This is a genomic window from Aureimonas phyllosphaerae (assembly GCF_900113065.1).
GTDB lineage: Bacteria > Pseudomonadota > Alphaproteobacteria > Rhizobiales > Rhizobiaceae > Aureimonas > Aureimonas phyllosphaerae.
This window is the reverse complement of the sequence record NZ_FOOA01000005.1, coordinates 17445-35615: the sequence shown is the minus strand read 5'-3', so window position 1 is coordinate 35615 and position 18171 is coordinate 17445. Positions and strand designations below refer to the sequence as shown.

Annotated in this window: 13 protein-coding genes; 8 read left to right on the top strand and 5 right to left on the bottom strand. The window is 69.3% G+C overall.

Annotated elements, in window-relative coordinates; all coding sequences use genetic code 11:
* Positions 1 to 6 precede the first annotated feature (6 nt).
* The 4 genes from fdhF (at position 7) to BM175_RS08510 (ending at position 6793) form a co-directional block, all read left to right on the top strand.
* Complete coding sequence (gene fdhF / locus BM175_RS08525) at positions 7 to 2880, top strand: formate dehydrogenase subunit alpha (protein WP_090961994.1); 2874 nt, start codon at positions 7 to 9, stop codon at positions 2878 to 2880.
* The gene (locus BM175_RS08520; protein ID WP_090961991.1) at positions 2877 to 3194 is read left to right on the top strand and encodes a formate dehydrogenase subunit delta; all 318 of its coding nucleotides are present in this window, start codon (positions 2877 to 2879) and stop codon (positions 3192 to 3194) included. Before fdhF ends, BM175_RS08520 begins: the two co-directional genes overlap by 4 nt.
* A 205-nt stretch (positions 3195 to 3399) precedes the next feature.
* A complete protein-coding gene (locus BM175_RS08515; RefSeq protein ID WP_090961988.1) occupies positions 3400 to 5190 on the top strand; it encodes a chloride channel protein in 1791 nt (596 codons plus the stop codon).
* A 91-nt stretch (positions 5191 to 5281) separates the two neighbouring features.
* The gene (locus tag BM175_RS08510; RefSeq protein WP_342029223.1) at positions 5282 to 6793 is read left to right on the top strand and encodes a phospholipase D-like domain-containing protein; all 1512 of its coding nucleotides are present in this window, start codon (positions 5282 to 5284) and stop codon (positions 6791 to 6793) included.
* Between the two features lie 15 nt (positions 6794 to 6808).
* Here the strand turns inward: BM175_RS08510 and BM175_RS08505 are convergent, their stop codons facing one another.
* Positions 6809 to 7501, bottom strand: a complete 693-nt coding sequence (locus BM175_RS08505) for a methyltransferase domain-containing protein (RefSeq protein WP_090961982.1) — start codon at positions 7499 to 7501, stop codon at positions 6809 to 6811.
* A 208-nt stretch (positions 7502 to 7709) separates the two neighbouring features.
* Here BM175_RS08505 and BM175_RS08500 point away from each other — a divergent pair, with 208 nt between their 5' ends.
* On the top strand, positions 7710 to 9419 hold the full coding sequence (locus BM175_RS08500; protein ID WP_090961979.1) for a methyl-accepting chemotaxis protein: 1710 nt from the start codon (positions 7710 to 7712) through the stop codon (positions 9417 to 9419).
* A 36-nt stretch (positions 9420 to 9455) separates the two neighbouring features.
* On the opposite strand, the gene BM175_RS08495 is transcribed toward BM175_RS08500, so the two are convergent.
* The gene (locus BM175_RS08495; RefSeq protein ID WP_090961976.1) at positions 9456 to 11165 is read right to left on the bottom strand and encodes a sensor histidine kinase; all 1710 of its coding nucleotides are present in this window, start codon (positions 11163 to 11165) and stop codon (positions 9456 to 9458) included.
* 213 nt (positions 11166 to 11378) lie between these two features.
* On the opposite strand from BM175_RS08495, the gene BM175_RS08490 reads away from it, so the two are divergent.
* On the top strand, positions 11379 to 11753 hold the full coding sequence (locus tag BM175_RS08490) for a response regulator (protein WP_090961974.1): 375 nt from the start codon (positions 11379 to 11381) through the stop codon (positions 11751 to 11753).
* Between the two features lie 154 nt (positions 11754 to 11907).
* On the opposite strand, the gene ampC is transcribed toward BM175_RS08490, so the two are convergent.
* Entirely contained in the window at positions 11908 to 13029 is a 1122-nt protein-coding gene (gene ampC, locus BM175_RS08485; protein WP_090961971.1) for a class C beta-lactamase, read from the bottom strand.
* A gap of 184 nt (positions 13030 to 13213) precedes the next feature.
* On the opposite strand from ampC, the gene BM175_RS08480 reads away from it, so the two are divergent.
* Complete coding sequence (locus tag BM175_RS08480) at positions 13214 to 14131, top strand: LysR family transcriptional regulator (protein ID WP_090961968.1); 918 nt, start codon at positions 13214 to 13216, stop codon at positions 14129 to 14131.
* A gap of 36 nt (positions 14132 to 14167) precedes the next feature.
* The gene (gene rfbD / locus BM175_RS08475; protein WP_090961965.1) at positions 14168 to 15043 is read left to right on the top strand and encodes a dTDP-4-dehydrorhamnose reductase; all 876 of its coding nucleotides are present in this window, start codon (positions 14168 to 14170) and stop codon (positions 15041 to 15043) included.
* Between the two features lie 167 nt (positions 15044 to 15210).
* On the opposite strand, the gene BM175_RS08470 is transcribed toward rfbD, so the two are convergent.
* Entirely contained in the window at positions 15211 to 16623 is a 1413-nt protein-coding gene (locus BM175_RS08470; protein WP_090961962.1) for a phosphohexomutase domain-containing protein, read from the bottom strand.
* 51 nt (positions 16624 to 16674) lie between these two features.
* Complete coding sequence (locus BM175_RS08465; protein WP_090961959.1) at positions 16675 to 18108, bottom strand: mannose-1-phosphate guanylyltransferase/mannose-6-phosphate isomerase; 1434 nt, start codon at positions 18106 to 18108, stop codon at positions 16675 to 16677.
* Positions 18109 to 18171 lie beyond the last annotated feature (63 nt).

The window sequence follows — 18171 nt, the reverse complement described above, 5'->3', positions numbered from 1 at the left end:
ACGACCATGTCTCTCGTTCCCGAAACCGACTACGGCACCCCGGCTCGCCGCGCCGAGAAACACGTCACGTTGACGATCGACGGCGAGACGGTAACCGTCCCCGCCGGCACCTCGCTGATGCGCGCGGCCGCCGAGATGGGCACCAAGATCCCGAAGCTCTGCGCGACGGATAGTCTCGAGCCCTTCGGCTCCTGCCGCATGTGCCTCGTCGAAGTGGAAGGCATGCGCGGAACGCCCGCCTCGTGCACGACGCTCGCCGCCGACGGCATGGTGGTGAAGACCCAGACCGACCGGATCGCCAAGCTCCGCCGCGGCGTGATGGAACTCTACATCTCCGACCACCCGCTGGATTGCCTCACCTGTTCGGCGAACGGCGACTGCGAGCTGCAGGACACGGCCGGCGAGGTCGGCCTGCGCGAGGTGCGCTACGGCCAGCACGGCGAGAACCACGTGCATCCCCACGAGCACGGGAGCCCGAACCCGCTCTTCATGGAGAAGGACCTCTCCAACCCCTATTTCCAGTACGATCCGTCGAGATGCATCGTCTGCTCGCGCTGCGTGCGGGCCTGCGAGGAGGTGCAGGGCACCTTCGCGCTGACGATCGCCGGCCGCGGCTTCGACAGCCGCGTTTCGCCCAGCCAAGGCGAGGACTTCTTCTCCTCCGAATGCGTGTCCTGCGGTGCCTGCGTGCAGGCCTGCCCGACCGCGACGCTGATGGAGAAGTCGGTCGTGGCATTGGGCGTGCCGGAGCACTCGAAGGTGACGACCTGCGCCTACTGCGGCGTCGGCTGCTCGTTCAAGGCCGAGATGCGGGGCGAGGAACTGGTGCGCATGGTGCCGTGGAAGGACGGCAAGGCGAACCACGGCCATTCCTGCGTCAAGGGCCGCTTCGCCTATGGCTACGCCAACCACCGCGAGCGCATCACCTCGCCGATGATCCGCAACTCGACCTCCGAGCCCTGGCGCGAGGTGAGTTGGGAGGAGGCGATCGCCCACACGGCATCCGAGTTCAAGCGCATCCAGGCGAAGTACGGACGCAACTCCGTCGGCGGCATCACCTCCTCGCGCTGCACCAACGAGGAGACCTTCCTCGTCCAGAAGCTGATCCGCGCCGGTTTCGGCAACAACAACGTCGACACGTGCGCCCGCGTCTGCCACTCGCCGACCGGCTACGGCCTCAAGACGACGCTCGGCACCTCGGCCGGCACGCAGGACTTCGATTCGGTCGAGGAGGCCGACGTCATCCTCGTGATCGGCGCCAACCCGACCGACGGGCATCCGGTCTTCGCGAGCCGCATGAAGAAGCGCCTGCGCGAGGGCGCGCAGCTGATCGTCGTCGACCCGCGCCGCATCGATCTCGTCAAGACGCCGCATGTCGAGGCCGCGCACCATCTGCCGCTGCGCCCCGGCACCAACGTCGCCGTCCTCACCGCGATGGCGCATGTCATCGTGACCGAAGGTCTCGTCGACGAGAGCTACGTGCGCGAGCGCTGCGACCTCGAGGCGTTCCAAGCCTGGGCGGAGTTCGTCTCCGACGCCTCGCGCTCGCCGGAAGCCTCGGAGCCGATGACGCGCGTGCCGGCCGAAGAGCTTCGCGCCGCGGCCCGGCTCTATGCCACCGGCGGCAGGGCCGCGATCTACTACGGCCTCGGCGTCACCGAGCACTCGCAAGGTTCGACCACGGTGATGGCGATCGCGAACCTTGCGATGGCGACCGGCAACATCGGCAAGCGCGGCGCGGGCGTGAACCCGCTGCGCGGCCAGAACAACGTGCAGGGCGCCTGCGACATGGGCTCCTTCCCGCACGAGCTCTCGGGCTACCGCCACGTGTCGGACGACACGGCGCGCGCGCTGTTCGAGACGATGTGGGGCGTCGAGCTCGACGACGAGCCGGGCATGCGCATTCCCAACATGCTGGACGCCGCCGTCGCCGGCGAGTTCAAGGGCATCTACATCCAGGGCGAGGACATCCTCCAGTCCGACCCCAACACGCGCCACGTGACGGCCGGTCTTGCCGCGATGGAATGCGTCGTGGTGCAGGACCTCTTCCTGAACGAGACGGCCGTCCACGCCCACGTCTTCCTGCCGGGCTCGACCTTCCTCGAGAAGGACGGCACCTTCACCAACGCCGAGCGGCGCATCCAGCGCGTGCGCCGCGTCATGAAGCCGAAGAACGGCTATGCCGACTGGGAGATCACGCAACTTCTCGCCAACGCCCTCGGCTTCCCGATGAACTACGGGCACCCTTCCGAGATCATGGCCGAGATCGCGGCGCTCACCCCGACCTTTGCCGGTGTCTCCTACGAGCGGCTGGAGACCGAAACCCTCCAGTGGCCCGTCACCGACAAGGCCCCGCTCGGCACGCCGCTGATGCACCTCGAAGGCTTTGTGCGCGGCAAGGGCCTCTTCGTCGTCACAGAATACGTGCCGACCGACGAGAAGGTGGGCCCGCGCTTTCCCCTGCTTCTCACGACTGGCCGCATCCTCTCGCAGTACAATGTCGGCGCGCAGACGCGGCGCACCGACAACACGATGTGGCACGAGGAGGACCTTCTCGAGATCCATCCGCACGACGCCGAGGAGCGCGGCATCCGCGAGGGGGCCTTCGTCAAGGTCGCGAGCCGGGCGGGCGACACGACGCTGCGCGCCCTCATCACCGACCGCGTCGCGCCGGGCGTCGTCTACACGACCTTCCACCATCCGCTGACGCAGGCGAACGTCGTGACGACCGACTACTCCGACTGGGCGACCAACTGTCCGGAATACAAGGTCACGGCGGTCCAGGTCTCGCCGTCCAACGGGCCGACCGACTGGCAGGAGCGCTACAACTCGTTCGCCGCCACCTCGCGCCGCGTGGCCGCCGCCGAGCCCGCCGAATGAGCGCGGCACCCGAACCCCTTGAGGGCGAGACGCAGAAGCTCGTCACCATGGTCAACCAGGTGGCGCGCTTCTTCGAAAGCCAGGCGCACGAGCCGGGCGTTCTCGGCGTCGCCGACCACGTCGCGGCCTTCTGGACGCCGCGCATGCGCGACATGATCTTCGCCCATGTCGACGCCGGCGGCGCGGACCTTCGCCCGCTGGCGCTGGAGGGGCTCGCCTCGCTGCGTGCCCGCCCGCCCAAGGCCGCGCACCGGCGCCTGGAAGCCGCCGGCGGCCTGTCGGTCGGCACCAAGCCGGGGTCGGACGCGGGCTAACACGCTTCCCGACCGGGTTGGTTGGTGGCCGCGGGGCGAAAGCGCTCCGCCGCGCAACGCGCGTCCGAAGGACGATGACGACCGTTCGATCCGGCCGGAACGCGCTCGGGGTTCACGAAAGATCGCCGCCGGCGCGAGCCCTTTGCCGGTCGTGGCCTATGTAGCCCGGACGAAGGGCTGACGAGAACTGGCGGCGATCGCGACGATGGACGGAGGCACGGCTCCACAGGAGACGCCGGCGACCACGGTTCCGGTCAAGGCACCCAGCCGCTTCCGCGCCTGGGTCCGCGGCAACGAGATCGGACTGGTGATCGTCGCCTGCGTGGTGGGCGTGATCGCCGGCCTCGTGGTGACCGCGATCGGCCGGGCGGCGCAGGCGCTGCACATGCTTCTGTTTTCGGCCGACGACGGGCACCTCAGCTCGATGACGGCCCTCGCCGCTCCCTGGCACGCGGCCCTGCCGGCCTGCGGCGGTGCGCTTCTCGGCCTCTGGCTGTTTGCCACACGCAGGCGCAAGGCGCGGCCGCTGGTCGATCCGATCGAGGCCAACGCGCTGCATGGCGGGCGCATGTCGCTGCGCGACAGCGTGATCGTGGTGGTGCAGAACCTCGTGTCCAACGGCTTCGGCGCCTCGGTCGGGCTGGAGGCCGCCTACACGCAGATGTCGGGCGGGCTCGCCTCGCGCCTCGGCACCGCCTTCGAGATGCGGCGGGGGGACCTGCGCATGCTGGTCGGCTGCGGCGCGGCGGGCGCCATCGCCGCCGCCTTCAACGCACCCCTCACCGGCGCCTTCTACGCGTTCGAGCTCATCATCGGCACCTACTCCGTCGTCACGCTCGCTCCCGTCGTGGCGGCGGCGCTCTGCGGCACGTTCGTCGCACAGCTCCTGGGGGCCGCCCCCTTCCTGATCGAGGTCGGCACGCCGGGCCGGATCACGGCGCTCGACTATCCGCCGGCGATCCTCCTTGCGGTCCTCGCCGCCGGTCTCGGCATCGCCATCATGAAGGGCGTGACGAGCGTCGAGCGCGGCATCCGCGGCTCCGGCCTACCGGCGCCGCTGCGCCCCATCGCGGGCGGTCTCCTCGTCGGGGCGCTGGCGCTCGTCACGCCGCAGGTTCTCTCGTCGGGCCACGGCGCGCTCCATCTGCAGCTCGACCTGCCCGCCTCCCTGTCGATGCTCGCGCTGATCCTGGCGCTGAAGGCGCTGGCGTCGGCGGTCTCCATCGGCAGCGGCTTTCGCGGGGGCCTGTTCTTCGCCTCGCTCTTCATGGGCGCGCTCCTCGGCAACCTCTTTGCGGCGGCCGCGCCGTGGATCTTCCCCCATACGGCGCTGACGCCCGTCACCTTCGCGATCGTAGGCATGAGTTCGCTCGCCGTCACCATCGTCGGCGGACCGATGACGATGACCTTCCTGGCGCTGGAGATGACCGGCGACTTCCCGATCACCGCGCTGGCGCTCGCCGCCGTCGTCACCGCATCGCTGACCGCCCGCAAGACCTTCGGCTATTCCTTCGCCACCTGGCGCTTCCACCTGCGCGGCGAGAACATCCGCAGCGCCCACGATGTCGGCTGGATCCGCAACCTGACGGTGGGCCGCATGATGCGCACCGACGTTCGCACCACGACGCTCGGAACCAGCCTCAAGACCTTCCGGCGCGACTTCCCGCTCGGCTCCGCCCAGCGCGTCGTCGTGGTGGACGCGACGGGCGCCTATGCCGGCATCGTGCTCGTTGCCGACGCCTATTCCGACGAGGCGACCGACCTCGAGGCTAAGATCGACACCCTCCTGCGCTGGAAGGACGCCGTGCTCCTGCCGCAGATGAGCGCGCGCGAGGCGGCGAGCCTCTTCGACCGGGCGGAGAGCGAGGCACTGGCGGTGGTGGACGGGGCGAAGACGCGCAACGTCGTCGGCCTCTTGACCGAAAGCCACACGCTGCGTCGCTACAGCGAGGAGCTCGACCTCCGGCGCCGCGAGGCGGCAGGGGAAGTCCGCTGAGGACGGCGCCCGTCATGGCTTTGCGTCCCGCCTCTGATATGGAACACCTGCGGTCGCGCACCGCGGCATGAGCGAAGAAGGAACATCGGCCGTGGATGCTGTGAGAGAGGCGACCGCCGGAGCCGCCCCGACGACGATCCTGGCGCCGGGGCGCAACTGCATGGCGATCGACCGGGCGGACCGCCTGTCGGTGATCGTCGACGCCGACGACTATTTCCGCTTCGCCCGGCAGGCGATGACGGCCGCGCGGCGGCGCATCATGCTGGTCGGCTGGGACTTCGACGGCCGCATCGCGCTCGGCTACGAGGCAGGGGCGGAAGGCCCGGAGAAGCTCGGCGACTTCGTGCTCTGGCTGGTGGAGCGCAATCCGGACCTCGAGATCTTCCTTCTTCGCTGGGACGTCGGCGCTCTGAAGACGCTCTTGCGCGGCTCGACCTTCTTCACCCTCCTCAAGTGGATGGCGCATCCACGCATCCACACCAAGCTCGACGGCGCCCATCCGACCGGCTCCTCGCACCACCAGAAGATCGTGGTGATCGACGATGCCCTCGCCTTCTGCGGCGGGATCGACATGACGGCCGACCGCTGGGACACGCGGGCCCATGCGTTCCAGGACGAGCGGCGCCGCCGCCCCTTCACGCGCCGCCGCTACAAGCCCTGGCACGACGCCTCGACGGCGCTGACCGGCCCGGCTGCCGCCCGGCTCGGCGAGATCTGTCGCCAGCGCTGGCTGACCGCCGGCGGCGCGCCGGACCCGAAGCCGATCGAGGGCGAGACGGCGATCTGGCCCGAGGGTCTGTGGACGACCTTCCGCGACCTCGACATCGCCGTGTCGCGCTCGGCACCCGAACTCAGCCATCGCGACGCGGTGCACGAGATCGAAGACCTCTATGTCGACCAGATCCGCGCCGCGCGCCGCATCGTCTATGCCGAAAGCCAGTATTTCGCCTCGCGGCGCATCGCCGAGGCGATCGCGCACCGACTGGAGGAGCCGGACGGCCCCGAGATCGTCGTGATCAACCCGGTCTCGGCGCAGGGGTGGCTGGAGCCGATCGCGATGGACACGGCCCGCGCGCGCCTCGTCGAGGCGCTCCGGCAGCTCGACCGTCACGGCCGTTTCCGCATGTACCATCCGGTGAACGAGGGCGGCGAGGCGATCTACGTCCACGCCAAGATCCTCGTCGTCGACGATCGGTTCCTGCGCGTCGGCTCGTCCAACATGAACAACCGCTCGATGCGGCTCGACACCGAATGCGACGTCACGGTGGACGCCGCGCTGGCGCCGGACGGCGCGGCGGGGTCGATCGTCGACATCCGCAACGATCTCCTCGCCGAGCACCTCGGCCGCAGACCCGACCAAGTGTCAGGCGCGTTGGCGACGAGCGGATCCCTGATCGCGGCGATCGAGGCGCTGCGCGGTCCCGGCCGCTCGCTCGTCCCCTACGAGACGCCCGAGCTCAACGAGGTCGAGGCGTGGCTCGCCGACAACAAGATCCTCGATCCCGAGGGCCCGGCCGAGATGTTCGAGCCCCTCTCGAAGCGCCGACATCTCATCGGTCGCCTGCGGCGGCGGATCCGGCAGCACCGGCACAAGGTGCGCTAGCCCCGCCTGTCGGCCTCAGTCGCGGATCGCCATGATCGACTTGTTGAGCCCGGCGACGCGTTCCATCTCGATCCGCGATCCCGGAAAGAGCGTGCGCATCATGCGTGCATCGAGAAGCCGGATATCGCGGACATTGCTCCAAGCCTCGGCGGCGCTGCGCGCGCGCGGGAAGAAGCCGAGGTTGAAGTGGCGCGTCAGCGCCGCGCGCAGGGCGATCGGCAGGTACTGGAACCCGACGACGCGGAAATGCGGCTCGAGCGGGAACCAGTAGTTCGGCGTCTGGATGAAGTGGCGCGACCCGAGACGGTGGACGGTGCGGGAGAAGGCGACCATCGCGTCCCAGTCGCCGACATGCTCGATGACCGAGTTGGAGTGGACGAGATCGAACTGCCGCCCGTCGAAGAGCGTGGGATCGCACGCATTGCCGAAGTGGCTGCGGAACATTGCGCCCTGCGGCTCCGGTGCCGCCTCGTTGTTGACGAGTGTGATGGTGATCCGCCCGGCATGGCGCGCCAGAAGCTCCGCGCCGATGTTCCAGTAGGTCTCGGTTCCGCCGAGATCGAGGATCTCGATCTCGCGGCGCGTCGCGAGCGCCGCCTCGATCAGGGACGCAACCTGCGCGAAGCGACGCGCCCGGAAGCGGAACTCGAGACTTTCGGGGTTGGACAGGGGGTTCGGCTTGACCCACTCGTCGGCTGCAATTGTCATAACGGCACCTCGCCTTTTCGTGAGGTTAAACTGCCGTCAATCCCCGCCCAGTCAATATTCCTTAATAATTCATGACCGAACGCAGTTAATCGGGAAATTTTTAGCAATTCTTTCGTTCGGTACGAAGGCATGTATCGTACTATCAATTTTTAAGCGATTTTAAGAGGCGGCGTTTAGGATTCGACCCACGTCATCGGGAGATCCTGACATGAGTGGCCTGTTCGCCTCGGAAGCCGACCGAATCCTCTCGGCTCTCGACCTGTCGATGGCGATGATCGAGTTCGACCTCGACGGCAAGATCCTGCGGGCGAACCGCAACTTCTGCGACCTGATGGGCTATACCGAAGGCGAGATCGTCGGGCGCTCGCACCGCCTCTTCGTCGAGGATGCCTATGCCGCCTCGCCGGAATACGCCGCCTTCTGGGCGAAGCTGCGCCGCGGCGAGTTCGAGTGCGACGAGTTCCGCCGCCTGGCCAAGGGCGGGCGCGAGGTCTTCATCCGGGGCAACTACAACCCGATCCTCAACCGCGCGGGCAAGCCGGTTAAGATCGTCAAGTTCGCCAACGACATCACGGCCACCAAGCAGCGACAGATCGACAGCTCTGCGCGGATCGCCGCGCTCGACCGCTCCCAGGCCATCATCGAGTTCACGCTGGACGGCGAGATCATCACCGCCAACCCGTCGTTCCTGAAGGCCTTCGGGTACCGGCTGGACGAGATCGTCGGCCGCCATCACAGCCTGTTCGTGGATCGCGCCGAGGCGGCCTCTCCCGCCTATGCGGAGTTCTGGTCGCGCTTGCGCGCCGGCGAGTTCATCGCCGACGAGTTCCGCCGTGTGGCCAAGGACGGGCAGGACGTCTTCATCCAGGCCTCCTACAACCCCGTGCTTGGACTGGACGGCAAGGTCGCGAGGATCGTGAAGTTCGCCTCCGACGTCAGCGGGCGTGTGCGCGCCGTCCGGACGCTGGGCCAGGCGTTGACGGCGCTGGCGGGCGGCGACCTCGATCGCCGCATCGAGACGCCCTTCACGCCCGCGCTCGATCCGATCCGCCAGAGCTTCAACGGGTCGGTGGAAACGCTCGGCGCGGCGATGCTCGCGATCTCCCGCAACGGTGCCTCGATCCAGTCCAATGCCGACGGCCTGCGCGCCGCGTCCGACGACCTCGCCCGACGCACCGAACAGGATGCCGCGGCGGTGGAGGAGATCTCGGCGGCGCTGTCCGAGATGAATTCGGGGATGCGGATTGCCAGCAGCAAGGCGGAGGAAGCGGGCGAACTCGTCGCCCGCACCCGCCGCGAAGCCGAGCAGTCGGGCTCCATCGTCGGCGTCGCGGTGGACGCGATGGGCAAGATCCAGGGCTCCTCCGACCGGATCGGCTCGATCATCGGCGTGATCGACGAGATCGCCTTCCAGACCAACCTTCTCGCGCTCAACGCGGGCGTCGAGGCCGCGCGCGCCGGCGAGGCAGGACGCGGGTTCGCGGTGGTGGCGCAGGAGGTACGCGGGCTCGCACAGCGCTCGGCCGAGGCCGCCAAGGAGATCAAGGCGCTGATCTCGACCTCGCGCGAGCAGGTGGCCGAGGGCGTCGATCTCGTGGGGCGTGCCGGCGTGTCGCTGCAGAGCATCGTCGACAAGTTCGCCGCCGTGAACGACCATGTCGGCGTGATCGTCGATGCCGTCCGCAACCAGGCGCACGGGCTCGACGAGGTCAACACGGGTGTCGGAACGCTCGATCGCTCGATCCAGCGCAATGCTGCGATGGTGGAGGAATCGGCTGCCGCCTGTGCCGAACTGTCGGGTGAGGTCGGGGCCTTGAATGAGATGATCGGCCGGTTCGAGCTGGCGGCGGAGCGAAGCGCCCCGCGGCGAGGCTCACCCGTCCACACGCTCCATGCGCGGATCGCAAGCGGCTTCTGAGGCGCAAGCCGCGACGGAAGGGAAGCCGCCGGCCGCTCAGTCCACCGGCAGGTCGATCGTGCAGCGCACGCCGCCCGGCCCGATCTCGTAGGTGGTTCTTGCCTTCAGTTGGTAGGGCAGCGCCTTTTCGATCAGTTCCCGGCCGTAGCCGCCGCCCGGCAGAGGTGGTGGGGCGACCGGGCGCTCAGGCCCGCTTTCGATCCAGTCGACAACGAGACGGCGCAGGCCGCTGTCGGCTTCGCAGAGCCGCCAATGCACCGCGAGCCGGCCTTCGTCCTGCGACAGGGCCCCGTATTTCACGGCGTTGGTGGCAAGTTCGTGGATCGCCAGCGCGAAGGTCTGGACACTGGCCGAGCGAAGGCGAACCCCGTCCGGCCCGTCGAGGAGCACCCGCGCGTCGCCGTCGGGGTCGAGAAACCCCCGTGCCTCCAGTTCGGCGCGAATCAATGAATCGAAGGTGACGCGCTGGCCGCGGTCGAGCTGCGACAGAAGCCCGTTGATGCGCGAGAGCGCCAGCAGCCGCTCGCGCAGGCGGGGGAGGAAGTCCTCCAGCGAGGCGGCGTTGCGCGCGGTGCGCTCGGCGACCGAGGTGACGACGCCGAGGAGATTGCGCGTCCGATGCTGGAGCTCGGCGAGAAGGACGTCCTGCCGACCGCGCAACTGGTGCATCTCGTCGACATCGGTCGAGGTGCCGATCCATTCCACCACCTTGCCCCGCTCGTCGAGGACCGGCAGCGCCCTCGCCTGGAACCAGCGCTCGGCCCCCTCCTCCACGCCGCGGATCCGGATCTCCGCTCGGAACTCGCCGCGCGCGCCCGCCTCCCGCCAGGCGGTGACCACGCGCTGCCGGTCGTCGGGATGGACGGCCTTCAGCCAGCCGAAGCCGCTCGCCTCGACCATCGCCTGGCCGGTATAGGCCGCCCATTGCGGGCTTGCCCAGGTCCAGCGGCCGGCGGCGCTGGCCCGCCAGACGAGCTGCGGCATGCCCTGGACGAGGGTCGTCAGCCGACGCTCGCTGGTGGACAGCCGTTCCTCGGCCTTTCGGCGGGGCAGGATGTCGCGAAACAGAACGGCGATCCGGCCGAGGCCGGACCGATCGAACGGGGTCGCGTAGACCTCGTAGAACCGGTGCGGCGATTTCTGTTCCTCCTCGAATCGCTCGGCCTCGCCGCTGCGGGCGATACGTCCGTAGATCTTCAGCCACTCCTGCGGCAGTTCGGGCACGAGTTCGAGCGCGGTGCGCCCTGCGGCATCGGCAAGGCCGCTCTGTCGCTCGAAGGCGGGATTGACCGACAGGAAGCGGTAGTCGACCGGCTGACCGTCGGCGCCCGGGATCAGTTCGAGCGTGCAGAACCCGTCGTCGATCGTCTCGATCAGCCGGCGGTGAGCCTCGGCCTGCAGGTCGTCCTGCGACACGCGCCGGCCGATGCCGTGCCAGCCCCCATTCGTGACGGGTACCAAGCGGAGGCGAAAAAGGTCGCGCCCGCCGTCGGCCGCGAGGCGAAGCGAACCCTCGACCGGCCCCTGCCCGACCACGGCTTCGCTCCAGAGGCGCTCGGCGCGATGCCGGTCCTGCGGCTCGACGCACTCGACGAAACGTCGCCCGGCCCAGGCCGACGCATCGGCGGCATGGCTCGCAATCGGTCCACCGGCGGTCACGATTCCGTCGCGGTCCATCCGCCAGAGGCAGTCGACGAAGCCGGCGAGAAGGTCCGGTGGCAGGTGGTCGAAAGGCTCGGGAACCATCCGCACTGTCCTTCGGCCGATCCATCGTGCGCCTGATCTAACGAGCGGAAACGGGCCGGCACAAGCCCGCCGCGCCCTCCCGAAGGTGGCAATCGGCGGCCCGGGCGGAATGCTTCGGTAGGCGAGACGAGTTTCTTACCGCCATTTCATTCGCCAAGCGGTTGTAAAGCTCTTACATCCCAAGAAAAGGATCGCGCGCGAGCGGACTGCGCCATGTTAACAGCCTCTGCCTTCGAACTCTCCGGCCAACGCGTCCTGATCGTCGAGGACGAGTATTTCGCTGCCGAAGCGCTGACCACGGCGGTGAGAGCAGGTGGCGGCGAGGTCGTCGGGCCGGTCGCGAGCGTCGACGATGCGTTGAACGTCCTGGAAGGCGGCGGGCCAGTCGATGCTGCGATCCTCGACGTCAATCTGGCGGGCGACAAGGTCTTTCCGGTCGCCCACGCGCTGCGCCGCCACGGCGTGCCGATCGTCTTCGTCACCGGCTACGACGACTGGATCATCCCCCAGGAATACGACGACGTGCCGGTGTTCCGGAAGCCGGCCGATCCGGACAACGTCGTGCGCCTTCTTTTCGAGCGGAGCTGACGCGTCGCCTCCGGAGCGTTTTCCGACCGGATCGGGTGGTCGGCACTGAGGCGGTTTCGGTTCTCGAGCAAGGCCGGCACGGGGCGAAAGCGCTCTGCGGTGCAGCGGGCGTCCGAAGGGCGATGACGACCGTTCGATCCGCTCGGACAGCGCTCTAGTCCAGCGCCGACAGGATCGCATGGCCAGCCCGCACGCGCGTCGCGTTCGGCCAGTTGCGGTTCGCCAGGAACACGACGCCGATCCGCCGTTCCGGCACGAAGGCGGCATAGGCGCCGAAGCCGCGGGTCGAGCCGGTCTTGTTGAAGAGCACCGCGCCCTGCGGTGCCTGTGGCGGATCGAGGCGCGTCGCGGTTTGCGGCTTCAACGCCATGTCGGCCGAGTTGCCGGTCAGAAGCATCTCGACATCGACCGGATAGGGATACTGCTCCCATCCGAGCCCCTGCACCATCGGACCGACCCGGGCGTGCCCGAGATGGGTCGCCTCGACCCCGGCGCGAAGCGGGGCGGGCAGCGAGGAGGGATCGATCTGCACCTCCACGAAGCGCGCCATGTCGGTAGCCGTGGACTTCAGCCCGTAGGCCGATCCGTCGAGCGGGCCGGGCGACACGCGGATCGCCTCGCCGGTCGGCGCGGTGCCGAAAGCGTAGCGGGGCATCTCGCGCTCCGGGACCGTCAGGAACGTGCTGCGAAGGCCGAGAGCGGGCAGGATGTCGCGCGTCATCGTCGCTTCGAAGCCCTCTCCCGTCGCGCGCCCCGCAAGATCGCCGAAGAGGCCGATCGACGGGTTGGAGTAGCGTCGTACCGTTCCGGGCTCGACCTCCGGCCGGAAGTTCTGGAAATAGCGAAGGATCGCCTCATTGCCCGACACGTCGTCGGGAAACTGCAGCGGCAGACCGGCGGCCGTATAGGTCGCAAGGTCGAGAAGCGTCGCGCGGCCGATGGGGTGTCCCGCAAGGGCCGGCTCGTAGCGTTCGGCGGGGTCGGAGAGCGACAGGTGCCCCTCGGCCTCCGCCGTCGCGCCGAGCGTCGCGGTGAAGGTCTTCGATAGCGAGCCGAGCTCGAACAGCGTGTCCGCCGTCACCGGCTTGCCGCCCGAGGGCGCATCGACACCAAAATTGAACTGATGGCGACGACCGTTCTCGATCACCACGACGGCCATGCCGGGAATGGACGCCTCGCGCATGACGGGCTCGATGACCGACCGGACCTGGCGCTCGACGGCCGCCGGATCGGTGGCGGCCGCAGGCGACACCAAGGCGGCAAGAGAGGCCGCCATGGCAAGGCCGGAGAGAAGGGATCGGAGCGTCGGGCTGGCGGGCATGGATCGTTGACCTTATGGGTGGCGGTGGCCGCGAGACGGTCCGCCGGTGCATCTTTCTGACCCGCATTTGCGGAACTTCGGGCATCCGGCGCAAACCACGAATTCTCGGGCGAGCCATGAGAAAAATTGGGGGACGAGGATGGCCAGGCCCTATCTGCCGCTGACGGCGCTGCGGGCCTTCGAGGCGTCGGCGCGCCACCAGTCGTTCACCCGCGCGGCGATCGAACTGAACGTCACGCAAGGGGCCGTCAGCCATCAGGTCAAGGCGCTGGAGCAGTCGCTCGGCGCCGCGCTCTTCGAGCGTCTGCCGCGCGGCCTGATGCTGACGCGCGAGGGGGAGATGCTGCTGCCGGGCGTGCGCGACGCGTTCGACCGGATGGCGGGTACGCTGACGCGCTTCGAGAACGGCGCGATGCGCGAGACGCTGCGGGTGGGAGCCGTCGGCACCTTCGCGGTCCGCTGGCTGGTGCCGCGCCTGTCCGACTTCTCGGAGCGCCACCCGTTCGTGGACCTGCGCCTGTCGACCCACAACAACCGCGTCGACCCGGCGGCCGAAGGGCTCGACTACGCCATCCGCTTCGGCGACGGCGCGTGGCACGGCACATGGTCGGTGCCGATCCTCGACGCGCCCTTGAGCCCGCTCTGCACGCCCGCGATCGCCGCCGCGCTGACGCGGCCGGAGGATCTCCTCGGCCAGAGGCTGCTGCGCTCCTATCGTCAGGACGAATGGGCCCGGTGGTTCGTGGCCGCCGGTCTCCATGGCGACCTCCGCCTGCCGGGCGGCATCGTGTTCGACACCTCGCTCGCCATGGTCGAAGCGGCGCTGATGGGCGTGGGCGTGGCACTCGCGCCGCCGGCCCTCTTCGACCGTCACCTCGTCGCCGGCACGCTGGTCCAGCCCTTCGCGGACGTCGTCGACCTCGGCCGCTACTGGCTCACCCGCCTGAATTCGCGTCCCGAGACCTCCGCGATGTCAGCCTTCCGGTCCTGGCTCTCCGAGGCGTCGCGAGAGGCTGGGCCAACCTTTTTGCTCGAAACGGCGCCGCTCACGCCGTAAGGAGGGGCGAACGACTCGAGGCATGGGGATCGATCGATGCGCATCGTGGTGACGGGCCGGCAGGGACAGGTGGTCTCGGCCCTTCTGGAGCGCGGTCCGGCCGCGGGCGTGGACATCGTCGCACTCGGCCGACCGGACCTCGATCTGGCCGATGCCGCCTCGATCCGCGCCGCCGTCTCCGCCGCCCGGCCGGATGCGATCGTCTCGGCCGCGGCCTACACAGCGGTGGACAAGGCGGAGAGCGAGCCGGATCTCGCCTTTGCGGTCAACGCCGAGGGCCCCGCGGCGCTGGCGGCGGTGGCCGCCGAACTCGATGTCCCCATCGTCCACCTGTCGACCGACTACGTGTTCTCAGGCGAGAAGACCGACCCTTATGTCGAAAGCGATCCGACCGGACCGGTGTCGGTCTACGGTCGCTCGAAGCTCGAAGGCGAGCGACGCATTGCACAAGCGCAGCCGAACCATGCGATCCTGCGCACGGCCTGGGTCTACTCGCCCTTCGGCGCGAACTTCCTGAAGACCATGCTGCGGCTCGGCGAGACGCGCGACGCGGTGAACGTCGTCGCCGACCAGCACGGCACGCCGACGAGCGCGCTCGATATCGCCGACGCGGTGATCGCGGTCGCGCGGCGCCTGGCGGCGGACCCCGATCCGAACCTGCGCGGCACCTTCCATCTGACGGGTTCGGGCGAAGCGACGTGGGCGGATTTTGCGGAGACGATCTTCGCGGAACGGGAGGCCCGCACCGGCAAGCGCGTCACCGTCGGGCGGATCGGCACGGCGGATTATCCGACGCCGGCGCGCCGACCGGCCAATTCGCGCCTATCGGGCGAGAAGCTCGGCCGGGTCTACGGCCTCGTCCTGCCCGACTGGCGCGTATCGACGAAGGCCGTCCTCGACCGCCTTCTTTAGAGCCCGTCCGGAAAGTCCGCCGGGTCGGCTCGGCGGTACTTTCCCTCACCCATTTCGTGACCGATTCTCACTGACGCCGCCGGCATCGACTGCGTTCGGCGCCTCATGGGCGACGAAAATCCCTCGCCCATCCTCCGCCGGGGACTTTCCGGACGGGCTCTTGGACCTCAGGCGCCGAGGCGACGCCGGGCGGCTTCGAGACCCCAGGCGAGAAGCTCGGCCGCGGCGGGCTCGCTCCCGGCCTCGACATAGCAGCGCAGCTCCGGCGCGTTGCCGGAGGCGCGGTAGTGAACGGTCGAGCCATCGGCGAGCGTCGTGCGCACGCCGTCGAACGTGTTGACGTCCTCGATCGTGCCGCGCTCGGCAAAGAAGGCCCGGGCATCCTCGCCCCCCGCCGCCAGCATGGCGAGGAAGGGCGTGCTCTTGTCAGCCGCGATTTCGGGCAGGCGATCGGCCGCCGCCGCGCCCGCCTCCAGGCCCTCGACGACACGCGACACGGACTGGCCGGCGGCCTTCGCCTCGGCGAGCGTCGCGACGATCGGAAGCAGCGCATCGCGCGTCTTCAACGCGGACAGACGGCGCCCGTCCCGCTCCACGTCCGAACCGACGAGGACGCCGCCGTTCGCCTCGAAGCCGACGACGGTGCCCGATCCCGCCGCGCCTTCCATTCCCTCGATCACGAAGGGCGAGCCGACGCGGGTGCGCACGACCTGCGAGAGGAACGGCGCGCGCTCGAGGCTCGACGACGAGGTGACCGGCGTCACCACGATGTCGGCGCCGAGCCGGCGGGCGGTCAGGAGCCCAAGAAGATCGCCGCGCACGATGCGGCCGCGCTCGTCAGCTAGAAGCGGCCGGTCCGCGTCGCCGTCGGTCGAGACGATGGCGTCGAACCGACCGTCCGCCGTCCAGCCGACGATGAGGTCGAGATCCTCCGGGCGATGCGCCTCGGTGTCGACGGGAATGAAGCGGTCGGCACGGGCGAGCGGCTCGGGCGAGGCGCCGAGGCGGCCCAGCGCCTCAGTGAGCACGTCGCGGGCGACCGAGCTCTGCTGGTAGACGCCGACCCGCAGACCGGACAGGGCCTCCGGCCCGAAGAAGCCGACGATGCGGTCGATGTAGGTCTCGGTGAGGCCTTCGAGCGTCCGGGGCTCCCCACCCGCCTCACCGGCCTGCTGCCCCGCCTCGAAGGCGGCGCGGATACCGGTCTCGTCGGCCTTGGTGATCTCGCCGTCGGGGCGATAGAACTTCAGGCCGTTGCGATCGTCCGGGATATGGCTGCCCGTCACCATCACCGCGGCCGCGCCGCGCCGGATCGCCTCCTGCGCGAGCGCCGGCGTCGGCAGCGCGCCGGCGTCGAGCGCGTGCCAGCCCCAGGCGCTCGCGGCGCGCAGGCAGTCGGCGGCGATCTGCGGGCTCGACGAGCGCAGGTCCTGCCCGACGATCACCTCGCGCGTGGCCGGGCTCAGGCCCGCCGCGTCGAGATGGGCGAGGAACGCCGCGGTCCAGGTGGCCGCCGGACCGCCGACGAGATCCACCACCAGGCCGCGCAGGCCGCTGGTTCCGAACTTCAAGCTGCTCATCCGCCGGCCTGCCCTTCAGCTTCGTTCCGCACGCAACAGGAGCCGCCGGGCTCAATTGCGGGCGTAGATGTCCTCGATGCGCACGATGTCGTCCTCGCCGGTATAGGAGCCGACCTGGACCTCGATGAGCTTCAGCGGAATCTTGCCGGGATTGTGCAGGCGGTGGGTGCAGCCGATCGGCAGGTAGGCCGCCTCGTTCTCGTGGAAGAGCTTGACCGCGCCGTCGACCGTCACCTCGGCGGTGCCGCGCACGACGACCCAGTGCTCGGCGCGGTGGTAATGGCGCTGCAGGCTGAGGATGCCGCCCGGCTTGACGCAGATATGCTTGACCTGGAACCGGTCGCCGATGTCGATCCGCTGGTACCAGCCCCAGGGGCGGTGGATGCGGTGGTGCTGCCCGGCCTCGGGACGCTTCTCGGCATGAAGCTTGGCGACCAGCGACTTCACCTCGCCGGCCCGCTCGCGCGAGGTGACGAGAACGGCGTCGGGCGTCGTCACCACGACGACGTCGTCGAGGCCGACGACGGTCGTCAGCACCTCGTCGGAGCGTACGAAGGAGCCGTGCGTGTCGAGGACGCTGACGGCGCCCTCGAGGACGTTGCCGGCCGCGTCCTTGTCCTTGACGTCGAACATGGCGTCCCAGGAGCCGATGTCTGACCAGCGGAAGCGCGTCTTCAGAACGCCGGCGCGCCGCGTCTTCTCCATGACGGCGTAGTCGATCGAGATGCGCGGGGCCCTGGCGAAGGCGTCGGCGTCGAGGCGCAGGAAGTCGAGGTCGCGCACGGCGGCCTCCAGCGCGCCGCGTGCGGCATTCAGGACCTCGGGCGCATAGGTCGACAGCTCTTCCTGCATCAGGCGCGCCGGGAAGACGAAGTTGCCCGAGTTCCAGCGATAGCCTTCCGCGACATAGGTCTCGGCCGTCTCGCGGTTCGGCTTCTCGGCGAAGCGCTCGACCGTGAAGGCGCCGCTGTCGCCGAGCGGGGCGCCGGGCGCGATGTAGCCGTAGGCGGTGGACGGGCCGGTCGGCTCGATGCCGAGGAGCATGATGCGCTGGAAGCCGGCCGCGGCCGCGGCGGCCTCCTGGCAGTCGGCGGTGAAGAGGTCGCCGTCGGGGATCAGATGGTCCGCGGCGAGCACCAGGCAGACGGCGTCTTCGTCACGCCCGGCCGCGATCAGCGCACCGACGGCGATGGCTGCCGCCGAATCGCGGCGCTCCGGCTCGAGCACGATGTCGGCCTCGACCCCGAGGCCGGCGAGCTGCTCGGCGACCACGAAGCGGAAGTCGGAATGGGTGACGACGACGGGGCGCGCGAAGCCCTGGCCGGACACGCGCAGAATCGTCTCCTCGAAGGTGGAGCGGCCGGAATCCAGAAGCGAGACGAACTGCTTGGGCATCGTGTCGCGCGACACCGGCCAGAGCCGCGTTCCCGAGCCGCCTGCGATCACGACGGGATGAACCTGGCGAGCCCTGCTGGATACCGTCATGCGCTCAACTCTTTCCTCGACCGACCGTCTACCATCCCGGCCAAGGCCATCGGCCCGGCCGGC